This is a genomic window from Bacteroides sp. OM05-10AA, assembly GCF_003439055.1.
Lineage (GTDB): Bacteria > Bacteroidota > Bacteroidia > Bacteroidales > Bacteroidaceae > Bacteroides > Bacteroides intestinigallinarum.
The window spans coordinates 99,871-114,132 of record NZ_QSUR01000021.1 but is presented as its reverse complement, the minus strand read 5'-3'; the positions used below and the strand labels follow the sequence as shown (position 1 = coordinate 114,132).

Annotated in this window: 10 protein-coding genes; 2 read left to right on the top strand and 8 right to left on the bottom strand. The window is 43.7% G+C overall.

The window, feature by feature from the left end:
• Nucleotides 1–65: 65 nt before the first annotated feature.
• Nucleotides 66–1,397 (bottom strand): HAMP domain-containing sensor histidine kinase, encoded by a 1,332-nt coding sequence (locus DXB58_RS16885; RefSeq protein ID WP_122137623.1) that lies wholly within the window; start codon nucleotides 1,395–1,397, stop codon nucleotides 66–68.
• A 19-nt stretch (nucleotides 1,398–1,416) separates the two neighbouring features.
• Nucleotides 1,417–2,091 (bottom strand): response regulator transcription factor, encoded by a 675-nt coding sequence (locus DXB58_RS16880; protein WP_117935667.1) that lies wholly within the window; start codon nucleotides 2,089–2,091, stop codon nucleotides 1,417–1,419.
• A 118-nt stretch (nucleotides 2,092–2,209) separates the two neighbouring features.
• Here DXB58_RS16880 and DXB58_RS16875 point away from each other — a divergent pair, with 118 nt between their 5' ends.
• A complete protein-coding gene (locus DXB58_RS16875; RefSeq protein WP_122137622.1) occupies nucleotides 2,210–4,222 on the top strand; it encodes a glycoside hydrolase family 97 protein in 2,013 nt (670 codons plus the stop codon).
• A gap of 98 nt (nucleotides 4,223–4,320) precedes the next feature.
• Here DXB58_RS16875 and DXB58_RS16870 read toward each other — a convergent pair whose 3' ends face one another.
• The gene (locus tag DXB58_RS16870) at nucleotides 4,321–5,985 is read right to left on the bottom strand and encodes a long-chain fatty acid--CoA ligase (protein ID WP_004295728.1); all 1,665 of its coding nucleotides are present in this window, start codon (nucleotides 5,983–5,985) and stop codon (nucleotides 4,321–4,323) included.
• A 281-nt stretch (nucleotides 5,986–6,266) separates the two neighbouring features.
• On the bottom strand, nucleotides 6,267–7,733 hold the full coding sequence (locus DXB58_RS16865) for a potassium/proton antiporter (protein ID WP_122137621.1): 1,467 nt from the start codon (nucleotides 7,731–7,733) through the stop codon (nucleotides 6,267–6,269).
• Between the two features lie 166 nt (nucleotides 7,734–7,899).
• On the opposite strand from DXB58_RS16865, the gene DXB58_RS16860 reads away from it, so the two are divergent.
• Nucleotides 7,900–9,084, top strand: coding sequence for a uracil-xanthine permease family protein (locus DXB58_RS16860; protein ID WP_117935661.1), 1,185 nt, complete (start codon nucleotides 7,900–7,902; stop codon nucleotides 9,082–9,084).
• 52 nt (nucleotides 9,085–9,136) lie between these two features.
• Here the strand turns inward: DXB58_RS16860 and hcp are convergent, their stop codons facing one another.
• From hcp to DXB58_RS16840, 4 genes are all read right to left on the bottom strand, one after another.
• Nucleotides 9,137–10,768 carry a hydroxylamine reductase gene (gene hcp / locus DXB58_RS16855; RefSeq protein ID WP_187343864.1) on the bottom strand — a complete coding sequence of 544 codons (1,632 nt, stop codon included), beginning with the start codon at nucleotides 10,766–10,768 and terminating at the stop codon, nucleotides 9,137–9,139.
• Nucleotides 10,769–10,922: 154 nt separating this feature from the next.
• Nucleotides 10,923–11,591: a Crp/Fnr family transcriptional regulator gene (locus DXB58_RS16850; protein WP_004303519.1), complete on the bottom strand. Its 669-nt coding sequence runs from the start codon at nucleotides 11,589–11,591 to the stop codon at nucleotides 10,923–10,925.
• 10 nt (nucleotides 11,592–11,601) lie between these two features.
• Complete coding sequence (locus DXB58_RS16845) at nucleotides 11,602–12,915, bottom strand: PAS domain-containing sensor histidine kinase (protein WP_122137620.1); 1,314 nt, start codon at nucleotides 12,913–12,915, stop codon at nucleotides 11,602–11,604.
• Complete coding sequence (locus tag DXB58_RS16840) at nucleotides 12,912–14,252, bottom strand: sigma-54 dependent transcriptional regulator (RefSeq protein WP_117935656.1); 1,341 nt, start codon at nucleotides 14,250–14,252, stop codon at nucleotides 12,912–12,914. The genes DXB58_RS16845 and DXB58_RS16840 overlap by 4 nt, the downstream gene beginning before the upstream one ends.
• Between the last annotated feature and the right edge of the window lie 10 nt (nucleotides 14,253–14,262).

The following is a 14,262-nucleotide window of genomic DNA, read 5'->3' as shown; positions in this document are numbered from 1 at the left end:
CTCTCATAGATTAAATTTGTAGGTTTTCAGTAGGTAGAGGGAGAAAGGAATAAAAGAAGGGTGAATTAAAAAATCACCCGTACTTTTGTTCCTTTTTCTATTTCTGAAAATATATCCAACTTTGCGTGATAAGCGGAGATGATTTTCAGGGTTAGGCTAAGTCCGATACCTTGTCCGGCATAGTCCCGGGTATTACTGCCCCGATAGAAAGACTGGAATATGTGTTCTATTTCTTCTTGCGGAATACCGATTCCCCGGTCTTCTATATCAAGAATGACTTGTTGTTGCTCCCAGTAGAGAGTCACATTTACCTCTTTATCGGAGTATTTGCAGGCATTATCTATTATATTCTTTAATGCTATCTTCAACAGATACGGATTGGCTTTTACAGTCATCTGCCGGTCTGTCTCTTCCAAATGAAGATGGATTCTCTCATCGGAAGCTGTCAACTCTTTTAATATATCGGCCAGAATAATCTCTTCAATATTGTTTTTCAGGAGTTCTTCTTCTTGTCGTGAAAGAAAAAGAAGATGCCGGATCAGATTGGATAACCGTTTGCTTTCCGAAGAAATTCGTTGAAGGGATTCAATGTATTCTCCCGTGCTTCTTTCTTTCAGCAGACTGATTTCACATTCTCCCTGAATGGCAGTAATCGGATTGTTCAACTCATGTGAAGCGTGACTGACAAATGATTTTTCTGCCTTGAATGCACTGTCCAGACGGTCGAGCATACTGTTTAATGTCTTTATCATGTCCTCCAGCTCGTCATTATTGCCAGTGGTCTTTAATCGGCGGTTCAGACTGTTGGCACGTATTCTTTTCAATTCCTTTAGTATGTGTTGCAGGGGAACCAGAATACGACCGGAATATATTTTCCCGATAAAAAAGATCAGAACGGAACTGGCTAAGATGAGAAATATGGAAAGCAATAATAAGTGTTCCTTGATTTCTGTTCCGTAGGCATTCCGGGACATGACAAGTACGATAAAGTTTCCTTCATTATCCGGATAATAAAGGGCGGCTCCCAGTTGATCCTTATATTTGAAGGAGAAAGGGATGCTGTCCTGTCCTGCCAGCAGAAGAGCCTGCTGGTGTTGCGTGAGGTATTTATTCAGCGTATCACGCACTTCGGAGAGACTGTCCATATTTAAAAGAATCTCATGGGCTTCGGGCAGGAGTTCGTCATATTTGCGCTGGATAATCTGGTAGCTCTGTTCGTCTACTTCATCTTTTTCCCAATGCTTCTGTGCGGTCAGGTAGGCTTTTTCACGCAGGTAAGAAGCATAAAGTTTATTGATGTACTGCGTACTGAAAATATAAAATACAGCAATGATGATGACAGTGGTCAGTACACTGATTAATGTATAGAAGAGAGCTATTTTAGAACCTATTTTCATAGCCGGTGTGCTTGGGAGTTTAAGTATTCATGATATATCCTAATCCTACGACTGTATGGATCAGCTTTTTATCAAAGTCACGATCAATCTTTACCCGGAGATAGTTTACGTAAACATCTACGATGTTGGTATTGGTATCAAAATTCTTGTCCCATACATCTTTGAGCAGGGTGATACGTGAGAGGGCAACCCCTTGATGAGTCATGAAATATTCGAGCAGGCGGTATTCTTTAACGGTAAGGTCGATGTCTATGTCCCCCCTTTTGGCTTTTCGAGTATTGCAGTCCAATACCAGGTTATCGCATGTCAATAGATTGGAAGGGACTTCTTTGTTGCGTCTCAACAGGGCTTTGATGCGTGCTTCCAGTTCTTGGAAACTAAAAGGTTTGACGAGATAATCATCTGCTCCCGCATCCAGTCCTTTGACGATGTCTTCGGTTGTTCCTAAAGCTGTCAGCATGATTACCGGGATTTGATACCCGAACATTTGGCGATAAAGTCGGCAAAGCTCCAAACCATTTATTTTAGGCATGATAATGTCCAGTATTAAAAGGTCGAAAGGTTCGTCCTGAAGGATTTTCCAACCCGTATTCCCGTCATGGCAGACGGTTACCGAATGCCCGAATTCTTTGAGTCCCCGTTCGATGAAAGAGGCGATGTTAATTTCATCTTCAACCAATAGTATCTTTGCCATAATTCAGATTGTTTATGTGCAAAGATACTTTTTTCCCGGCATCCGGAGAAAGAAATCCGCCCTACATTTAAGTGTTTCTTCTTTTTGAGTTGTACTATATACAAACAATAGATATGCTATGAAAATAAATTATGTCATTGGAGCTTTTCTGTGTGTGCTGGGATGTTACGGGTGTAGCAGTCCGAAAACAGAAGTGAAATCGCCGGACGGTCATATCAAAATGGCTTTAACAGTAGACGACAACGGCAAACCGTTGTATAACGTTTTAGTAGGTGACTCATTGTTGATTGAAAATTCGACTTTGGGATTTACGGAGAAAAACGGTATCGACCTGGGCGGAGGATTTCAGATAAAAAACACGACTTTCGACAGTAAAGATGAAACATGGACTCAACCATGGGGTGAAAATAAAACCAATAGGAATCATTATAATGAGATGGCAGTAAATCTGGTCAATAAAGATCAGGTGGAGTTAACGCTTCGTTTCCGTGTGTTTGATGATGGGGTAGGGTTCCGTTATGAATATAATGTGCCCGCAGCAGATTCCCTATTGATTACGGATGAACTGACAACTTTCCATTTTCGTCAGGACGGTACATCATGGTCTATTCCTGCCAGCGCCGAAACTTATGAATTGCTTTATGCGCAACGTCCCATTTCCGAGGTGGAGACAGCCAATACTCCTTTCACCTTTAAAACTGCCGATGGTGTCTACGGAAGTATTCATGAAGCGGCATTGTACGATTTTTCGGAAATGACTTTGAAGCAGGCAGGAAACTATACGTTGAAAGCTGAACTTGCTCCATGGCCTGATGGTGTGAAAGTGCGTAAAGGTAATCATTTCACTACTTCCTGGCGTACTATTCAGATTGTTCCGGATGCCGTTAGTCTGATTAATTCGGCTATGATTTTAAATCTGAATGAACCAAGTAAAATAGAAACGACCGATTGGATTCGTCCGATGAAATATGTAGGTGTATGGTGGGGAATGCATCTCGGCGTAGAAACCTGGAAGATGGATGAACGTCATGGAGCCACTACTGTCAATGCCAAGAAATACATTGATTTTGCCGCTGCCAATCAGATTGAAGGCGTTTTGTTTGAAGGTTGGAATGAAGGCTGGGAAAGCTGGGGTGGTATGCAAAACTTTGACTTTACGAAACCGTATGCTGACTTTGACATTGATGAAGTGGTTCGTTATGCAAAGGAAAAAGGAGTTGAAGTTATCGGCCATCACGAGACCGGAGGGAATATTCCCAATTATGAGCGCCAGATGGATCATGCTATGCAATGGTACACAGACCACGGTATCCATGTCCTGAAGACAGGATATGCGGGAGCTTTCCCGAATGGTTATCTTCATCACAGCCAATATGGAGTCAACCACTATCAGAAAGTGGTGGAAACAGCTGCCCGTCACAAGATGACGCTGGATGCGCACGAACCTATTAAAGATACCGGTATCCGTCGTACATGGCCTAATATGATGACACGTGAAGGAGTGAGAGGGATGGAATGGAATGCATGGAGCGAAGGAAATCCTCCGTCTCATCATGTCATGTTGCCGTTCACCCGTATGCTGTCCGGTCCGCTGGATTATACACCGGGTACGTTTGATATTTTGTTTCTGAATACCAAAGATTCTCCCCGTCGCCAGAAATGGAACGATCAGGATAAAGGAAACAGCCGTGTGAATACAACATTGGCGAAACAGCTTGCTAACTGGGTGATTTTGTATTCTCCCTTGCAGATGGCATCTGATATGATTGAAAATTATGAAGGCCATCCGGCTTTCCAGTTCTTCCGCGATTTTGATCCGGATTGTGACGAATCGAAAGCATTGGCAGGAGAACCGGGGGAATTTGTAGCCATCGTGCGTAAAGCAAAAGGCAACTATTTCTTGGGAGCGGCAACGAACGAGAAACCCCGTACACTGGAAATAAAACTGGATTTCCTGGAACCGGGCAAACAGTATAAAGCTGTCATCTATGCGGATGGAGAGAATGCGGATTGGAAATCAAATCCTACGGATTACCAGATAACGGAACAAACGGTTACTTCTGAAAATACGTTGAACATACGAATGGCTGCCGGAGGCGGACAGGCTATTTCATTTATGACACTTAATTAATAGATTATATTTAAACGCAGATTAACGCGGATTATCGCAAATTAATTTATCTTTTAAAATCTGCGATAATCCGCGTTAATCTGCGTTTAAATATTTGTTTATCCCTTTGCTTCCTGATACATAAAGCGCTTGATTGACTTTTTCGCAGTCTTTTCAAATTCTTCAAAATGGATTTTAATCTTGCTTATTTGAGAATAGTTAGGAAGCTGTTGATTCAATTCGATACGGTTTTGCTCCATTACTTTCTGAATATCCGTCTGCTGCAATCCATGAGCGAAAGCATCGTCGAAATCCGGGTAGATCAGGGCTACCAGTTTTTCGTGTTGTAAGACGATCAGTGACTCCGAAACATACGGCATGTTGTTCAGCTTGCTTTCAATTTCTTCGGGATAGATATTCTGTCCGCTAGAGGTGAGAAGCAGGTTCTTGCTACGTCCGCGGACTGTCACATAACCCTCTTCATCCAACGTACCGAGGTCGCCGGTATGCAGCCAACCGTTAGCATCAATAATTTGTGCCGTAGCTTCCGGATTTTTATAATACCCCAGCATCATATTCATTCCTCTGCATACGATTTCTCCGGCATGCGTTTTCGGATCCGGTGAGTCGATGCGGACTTCCATCCGGCTGGTTGCCTTTCCGCAGGAAGCAAGTTTCAGTGTTTCCCAACGACTGGAACAAATAATCGGACCACATTCCGTCATACCGTAAGCGATGGTGTAGGGGAACCCTATCTTTTTAAGGAAAGCTTCTACTTCCGCATTGAAAGGAGCACCTCCGATAATGATCTCGTCAAAGTTTCCACCGAAGATTTCCATGGCAGCCTGTCGTGCCAATGATTTGATTTTATCATTCACAATAGGCACTTTCAGCAATAACTTGCCGATTTTGCTGTCTACTTTAGGAAGAATATCTTTCTTGATAATCTTTTCCACAATCAACGGTACACAAGAAATCACTTTGGGTTTGATTTCGGAGAAAGATTGGGAAATGATTTTCGGAGACGGCATACGCGTCAGGAAATAGATGTGTGCACCTGCAGAGAATCCGTAAAGGAAATCATATACCATACCGAACACGTGTCCCATAGGCAACATGGAAACGATATGGTCTCCCGGTTTAACGGGCAGCATTTCGAAGCAATAAGCCACGTTCGACCAAAGACTGCGATAGGGGAGCATCACTCCTTTAGAGTAACCTGTGGTACCGGAAGTATAATTGATGATAGCCAGTTCTTCCGGTCGATCTTTCCGGTAACAAATATGTTCCGGTCGAAAGTTCTTGGGATACTGTTGGCCGTAAATAGCGTTCCGGTGTTCAAAAGCGTAAGTCAGTTTTTCGTTCCGGGACACTAATGCCGAGAAATCAGCCAGCGAAGCAATGCCCTCTAACAAAGGCATGGCATCTTCATTCAGGTTCTCCCATGCCTGGTCGCCGACGAAAAGTAATTTGGCTTCGGAATGGTTGACGATATTATGAATATTATCTGCCTTGAATTCATGCAAGATGGGAACAATAACAGCCCCGTAAGTGATAGTCGCCAAGAAAGTAACTGCCCAGTGAGCACTGTTACGTCCGCAAACGGCTATTTTATCTCCCGGCTGGATGCCGGCACTTTCCAAGACGATGTGAAATTTAGCGATTTTACGCGCTACATCCTTATATTGGAGGGTAATTCCTTTATAGTCAGTTAAGGCATCTTTGTCCCAGTTTTTGATGATGCTTTGCTCAATATAATCAATGAACTGATGTTCTTGTTCCATTCGATTTTTGCACATTTAGTTTAAAACTGCGCAAAATTAATACTTCGTAGATGTAAACCGAATTTTAAATTCAAGTTTTACGGTTAATTAACGGAGGGGGAGCGAACAATTTTACCAGCCGGATAAAGGTCATTCGTGTTTCTTCCTTAGAACTAGTTCATTGGCCTATATAAAACATTTCGTCTCCACGCATGAAGATGAAACGAATGCCTTGCCAAGGCAAGAGGTTCCATGCGTGGAGACGAATCAGTTATAGTGTGCTGAATAACTCTTTTCTGATGTTATTCTGAATCAGTATCTTCTTCTTTGGATTTTTCGGAAATAAGTAACAGTTTATCTCCTTCGTGCAGTTTCAGCGTTCCGTTGGGAATCAGGAACTCATCTCCGCGCTTCACGATCATTACCAGCGTGCCTTTCGGGAGATTCATATCTTTCAATGTGTCTGCTTCTTCCAGCATACTTTTGGTGATAGTCATGTCACTAAGGTCAGAGTCAATTTCTTCCGGAAGTTCCACTCCGAAGTCGTTACCGGTTTTTTCCAGCGGTTTGGAAAGATTCAAAATCCGGGCGACGAAAGAAATGGTTGTTCCCTGTACGACCAATGAGACAATGGTAATAAAGAATACAATGTTGAAAATGAGGTTCGAACCTTCTACGCCCGCCACTACCGGATAGGTAGCAAAGATGATAGGAACTGCACCGCGTAATCCTACCCAGGATACGAAAATACGTGATTTCATCGTGATTTTCCGGAATGGAAGCAGACAAAGGAACACGCTTAACGGGCGCCCGATAATAATCATGAAAACACCAATCAACAATGCCACGGCAGCTACTTCGAGCATTTCGTGCGGGTTGACAAGCAATCCCAGACAAAGGAACATGATGATTTGGAATAACCAGGTCAGTCCGTCCATAAAGGTGTAGATGTCTTTACGATGCATGATTTTATTGTTTCCTACCATGATACCGGCGATGTATACGGCAAGGTATCCGTTACCTTTCAGTAAGTCGGTGATGGAGAACGTGAAAAATACAAATGCAAGTAATAAGATGGGATACAAGGCCTGATTATCAATGTTGAGCTTATTCAACATGCGGATGGCCAGCTTTCCAAGTACATATCCGGCGGCTGCACCGACGATAAACTGGATGACGAAAGACCCCACGATAGCTCCGACTCCCATACCTGCAGATTGAATGAATTGTATCAGGACAATGGTCAGCATATAGGCCATCGGGTCATTACTTCCGCTCTCCAGTTCCAGCATGGGACGAAGGTTATGTTTCAAGTTCATCTTCTGTGAACGGAGAATGGCGAACACCGAAGCCGAGTCCGTAGACGACATGGTGGAGGCCAAAAGCAGGGAAGTAGTGATAGGTAAATAAATATTCGACCAGCTCATACCTGATATCCACCAGATAAAGAGTCCGGTGAAAAGAGCTGTAAGTAGTACTCCGACAGTGGAAAGCACGATACCGGGACCTAGAATAGGTTTGATTTCTCTGAATTTCGTATCCATACCTCCCGAGAAAAGGATAATACTAAGGGCCACCATACCGATAAATTGGGCGTCTTTCGCGTCGTGGAATTGCAGGCCGAGGCCGTCACTTCCAAACAACATTCCTACTACGAGGAACAATAATAAGGTAGGTACTCCAAAGCGGTATCCGGTTTTTCCAACAACGATGCTGACGAAAAGTAAGATAGAACCGATAAGTAGGGTGTTTTCTGCTGTAAATATCATAGGCAATATATTATAAAGTTATAAAATTGTCGTATTAATTCTCACCGTGCGAAGTTACACATTATTAACAACAAATAAAAACCCTTTTTGGATGTATTTTTGTGAAAAAAGGGAGTTAAATTGTCTAAAAAGACTAATTTTGCAAAGAATAATCTACATTATACTTATGGATTCAAATAATCTTACACCTTTGAGGAAAGGGGTGGTGGGGGTACAATTCTTGTTTGTAGCTTTCGGTGCTACGGTACTCGTGCCGTTATTGGTGGGGCTTGACCCTTCTACAGCTCTGTTTACAGCAGGTATTGGTACGCTTATCTTTCATGCGGTCACGCGTGGAAAGGTTCCTATCTTTCTGGGGAGTAGTTTCGCATTTATTGCGCCTATCATTAAAGCGACAGAACTTTATGGGTTGCCCGGCACCTTATCCGGCATGGTTGGAGTAGCATTAGTTTACTTTGTGATGAGTGCGCTTGTCAAATGGCAGGGAGTGAGGGTGATTGAGCGGCTGTTTCCTCCTGTTGTCATAGGACCTGTCATCATTCTGATAGGTTTGTCACTGGCGGGAACGGGAGTGAATATGGCAAAAGAGAACTGGGTATTGGCACTGCTTTCGTTGGTTACCGCAGTCGTTGTTTCAATGAAAGCCAAAGGGCTTTTGAAACTGATTCCTATCTTCTGTGGAATTGTAGTAGGGTATCTGGCTGCATGGCTTTTCTACGATTTAGATTTGTCCGGTGTCAGGGATGCTGCCTGGATTGGATTGCCGCAGTTTGTCTTTCCTAAATTCTCATGGGAACCTGTGTTGTTTATGATTCCGGTAGCCATTGCTCCGGTGATAGAACATATTGGTGATATTTATGTCGTTAATACGGTCACCGGAAAAGATTTCGTGAAAGATCCGGGGTTGCACCGTACTTTATTGGGGGATGGTCTGGCGTGTTTCTGTGCCGGATTGTTGGGTGGTCCTCCTGTGACAACTTATTCGGAAGTGACCGGAGCCATGTCTCTGACAAAGATAACCAATCCGCAAGTGATAAGAATAGCTGCCATTTCCGCTATCTTATTTTCTGTTATCGGTAAAATCAGTGCATTACTAAGATCCATTCCAAGTGCGGTACTGGGCGGCATCATGTTATTACTTTTCGGAACGATTGCTTGCGCGGGCATTGGTAATCTTGTGAATAATTGCATTGATTTGAGTCGTACCAGAAATATAATCATTGTGTCTTTGACACTGACTGTCGGCATTGGTGGCGCTGCCTTTAATTGGGGCGATTTTTCATTGTCCGGCATTGGACTGGCAGCTTTAGTGGGAGTGCTTCTCAATTTAATATTGCCTAGAGAGGATTGATATTCTGTAAATCAAGCGGGAATCTCCAAATCCCCGCTTGATTGATTGTTATTTAGGATAGGAACTTCACAATATCTTCATCTACTGTACTGATACTTCCGATTCCGAATTGTTCGATCAATACGTTCTTTACGTTCGGTGAAAGGAAAGCGGGGAGAGTAGGACCCAGATGAATATGTTTCACTCCTAAAGCCAGTAATGCCAATAAAACAATGACCGCCTTTTGTTCGTACCAGGCGATGTTGTATACGATAGGCAACTGATTCACATCATCCAATCCGAAGATCTCTTTCAGTTTTAAAGCGATGACGGCCAGTGAGTAACTGTCGTTACATTGTCCTGCATCCAACACTCTCGGAATGCCGTTGATATCACCTAAAGCCAGTTTATTATATCTGTACTTGGCACAACCGGCAGTAAGAATCACGGTGTCACCAGGTAATTTTTGAGCAAATTCCGTATAGTATTCACGGCTCTTCATACGTCCGTCGCATCCTGCCATTACAAAGAATTTACGGATAGCTCCGCTCTTCACGGCGTCCACCACTTTATCTGCCAGGGCTGTCACCTGTGCATGCGCGAATCCTCCGATAATCGTTCCGCTTTCAATGGCTACCGGTGGCTGACATTGCTTAGCATGAGCAATCAGTGCAGAAAAATCTTTCGGTTTTCCGTCTTTACGTTCGGGGATGTAATGTGCCCCTTCCAAGCCGCAGGCTCCTGTGATGTAAATACGATCCTTGTAGCTGGCATTTGCACGTGGCGGAACGATACAGTTACTTGTGAACAAGATAGGACCGTTGAAACTTTCAAATTCCTCTTTCTGCTTCCACCAGGCATTTCCGTAGTTTCCTGCCAGATGCTTGTACTTCTTTAGTTGAGGATAATAATGTGCAGGCAACATTTCGCTGTGAGTATATACATCTACTCCTGTACCCTCTGTTTGTTCCAATAACTCTTCCAGGTCTTTCAAATCATGTCCGCTGATTAATATACCCGGATTATTGCGTACACCGAGACTCACTTGTGAGATTTCCGGATTTCCGTAGCTGCTGGTATTCGCCTTATCCAGCTGTGCCATTGCCGATACTCCATGCTTTCCTGTTTCCAAAGTCAGCTGAACCAGTTCTTCCACTGTAATATCATTGCGGGTCAGTTCGGATAAGGCATGTTGCATGAAAGCAAATATTTCCGGTGACTCGTAGCCCAGGTTATGCGCATGCTCTACGTAAGCAGCCATTCCTTTCAGGCCATAGTGTACAAGTTCTTTCAGTGAGCGGATATCCTCGTTGGGAGTGCGAAGCACACCGACAGTTTTTGATTTCTCTTCAAACTCATCTTCGCTTCCATTCCAAAGACATTCGTCAGGAGCATTTTCAATCTTTACCTTGTTGGCAAGTTCATTTTTCAGTTTCAGTCCTTCTTTGATTTTTTCAGTGATAGCCACTTTATCAAAATTGGCGTTGGTGATGGTAATGAACAAAGCATCATAGATAAATTTGTCTGCTTGTTCGGAAGGATGTCCATCTTTACGCAGATGTTCGTTGTAGACAGCAATTCCACGTACTACGAAGAGTAGTAAGTCTTGCAGGTTAGCCACTTCAGATGTTTTACCGCATACACCTTTCAAGGTACAACCGGTACCCATTGCGGTTTCTTGACATTGATAACAGAACATACTCATAACTTTTACGTTTTTAATTAGTCCAATATTTTATTTATTGAACGCAAAAGTAGAAGAAAGGTTTCAGCTAATTCTGTAACCAATGTTACAACAATGAATATTTTTTATCTAAAACACTCATTATTCAATTCATAAATCCTTAAAACAGTTCCTATTATTGGATAAGCCGTACCAGTTCTTCTTTCTGTAAAATAGTGATATGCTTGCGATCGGCTATCAATAATCCATCTTCCTGCATGTGCGCCAGTTCACGGGCGAGGGAAGGACGGGATACCCCGAAGTAATCACTCAATTCCTGTTGTGAACGGTCGAGGGTGATATGCGTCTGTTGCTGCTGTTTATATAATCGGAGCAGGTACGAAGCAAGTTTCTGACGAATCGTTTTAAACGACATAAAGAAAAGTTTATCCGATAAAGTCCGTGCATAATTGGCAGAAAGATTCATATAGTTTTCTAAAAACTGCTCGTTTTTACGGAATAAACTCAATACACTTGATTTAGGAAGTTCGATAACCTCTGTCGGTTCGTTGGCAGTCACTTCCACCGGATAGCGGTTCTCCTCACCGAATAGAAACAGAGGGGCAATCGCTCTTGGAGCAGCGATGTCTTCCACTTTGATAAGACGCCCCGAATAATCAATCATCTCTCCACGCACGCTTCCTTTGGTCAGGATGACGAGGCGATTACACACAGCCCCCTGTTGAGCCAGGATTTCCCCTTTCTTATAAGAACGTGTATGGAAACTGATCTCTTCCAGATCGGCAAAAAGTCTTTCCGGAGTGATCCCCCGGAATAAGGGATTGTTGACGAGTGCAGGTATCATATATCAATAGTTATTTGAATTTTAAAATAAACGTTGTTTCTTTCTCTCGAAGCAAAGTGAGACTCCCGCCCGAAAGACGCATGATCTGCCGTGAAATACTAAGTCCGATTCCGCTACCATTTTCTTTGGTGGTGAAGAAAGGAATAAAGATATGCTCTGCTATTTCCGACGGGATTTCAGGACCGTTATTTTTGATCTCGACCCATATTTCTTCCATGTCATTGCAATAAGCCCGAAGCTCGATTCTACCATCCGGCTGGCTGCCGATTGCCTGAATGGCATTCTTCAGAAGATTGATAACCACCTGGGCGATGAGGTTTTCATCCGCATACAGAATTAAGTCCGCAGGAGAAATCTCCGTGTGGAAACAAATGGTGTCACACGGATTCTGATGGCGGGCAAGTTCAATCATCCTTTCTATGAACGCTTTTACATAGAACAATGACGGTTCCGGTGCAGGTATGCGTGTAAACTGCCGGTAAGATTCTACAAAAGAGAGCAACCCTTTTCCTGTGGTGCTGATGGTCTGCAACCCGTGACTGATCTCTTCATCTTTGCCCTCGGACATGGAAAGAAGAGTGTCACAAAGGGAAGTGATAGGCGTGACCGAATTCATGATTTCATGCGTCAGAACCCGTGTCAGGCGAATCCATGAATCTATTTCCTTTTCATCGAGTTCGGTATTGATGTCGTTCAGAGCCAGAATACGCAGATGCTCTTTGCGCACATTGATTTCCGATACACGTATGGATAGATTAACGGTTCCCCGTTCGTTGTGAAATATCACTTGCAGTTTGTCTCCGGGATGGCAGTTCTCTATTTTCTCCATGAGTGTAGTGTCTACTTTACTCAACTGATGGATATGCGTGAATATATTCAGCCCCAAAAGACGGAGTGCCTCCTTGTTCTTCTGATAAACAGCCCCATTGTCATTGAGTACCAGCAATCCTGTACTGACAAAATCCAGAATCAGCTCGTAATATTTCTCTTGTTGGGCGGTTTCTGCTTTTACATTATATAAGATATGTCCCACCCGGTTGAGTGCCCGGTTGATCTTTAGGCTTTCGGGAGTACCGTTTTCTTCGGGAAAATGAAAAGTGTTATCATTATTCTCTAGCGCGTTAATCATGAAAAGCACCTGCTTGGTGTGAAGCTGGTACAGGCGGATTTGCCAGATGATGCTAAGCACCAGCAGACAAAGACTAACCCCTAACCAACCGTATGACTGATGAATACCGAACCAGACGGTCGATATACAGAAAAGTACAGTCAGCAAAACTCTGAACCAGTACCGAATCCCCAGTTGTTGGATCTGTGAGCTCATAATCCGAATTTTTTCATCTTGTTATAGAGCGTCTGCCGGGTTATTCCCAGTTGAGCGGCTACTGCCGATAGATTTCCCGCACAGGCATCGAGCGCTTTCCGTATCATCTGCACTTCCATTTCTTCCAGAGTGGAGATACTCTGTTCCTGAATAGCTGTCCGTGGTACGGATAATTGGAACAATTCAGCAGGAATCAGCGGACTGTCATTGATGATAGCCGCCTTTTCGATAACGTGCTCCAATTCGCGGATATTGCCATACCAGGGATGCGCAGTCAATTTATCCTCTGCTTCGGGAGTGAACTTCATCAACGACTTGTCATATTGCTTGCAGAAGTGAGCCATAAATCGTTCGGCCAATGGGATAATATCCTCTTTCCGTTCGCGCAGGGGAGGAATTTCCACATGAATGGTATTGATACGGTAGAGCAAGTCTTCCCGGAATTCGCCTTTCGCCACCATCTCCTGCAGGTTCCGGTTCGTGGCACATATCAGTCGGATATCAATAGGAATTGGCGTGTTACTTCCCACTTTCACAATGCTTCGCCGTTGGATGGCAGTTAGTAGCTTTGCTTGCAGATGGTAGGGCAAGTTTCCTATTTCGTCGAGAAACAGCGTACTCTTTTCGGCAGCCTCGAACTTACCTGTCCGGTCGGCGTGTGCATCAGTGAACGACCCTTTTACATGTCCGAAAAGCTCACTCTCGAATAAAGATTCCGTGATGGTTCCCATATCCACGGCAATCATTTCTTTATGTTTGCGGTTGGAAAGCGCGTGGATTTCCCGTGCCAGCATTTCTTTTCCCGTTCCGTTTTCACCCGTTATCAAGAGGTTGGCATCGGTGATGGCAACCTTTTCAATCAAAGTGCGTAGTTGTTGCATAACCTTGCTTTCTCCCCAGTACATAGGCGAGTGAACAGGCTTTTCTTTACTTGCCGTTTTCCTGTCATTGTGCGTAGAGGTTGCTGCGGTTTGCAGCGTTTCCACCAGTTTCCGGTTGTCCCAGGGTTTGACGATAAAGTCCGTTGCTCCCTCTTTAATACCTCGGATAGCCAGTTCAATATCGGCATAAGCCGTAAAAAGTACGACCGGAAGATCCGGACGTACTTTTTTTATTTCATGTAACCAGAATAATCCCTCATTGCCGGTATTGATGCCCGATGTGAAATTCATGTCCAGCAATACCACTTCCGGCATTTCCTCCCGCAGGACGCTCGTCAGGGTGACGGGCGAGGAGAGTGCAACGACCTTTGAGAAATAACTTTTTAAAAGGATTTGTATGGCAGTCAGCACTCCTTTATTGTCGTCTACAATGATGATTGTTCCAGATTTACTCATTTTCGTTCAA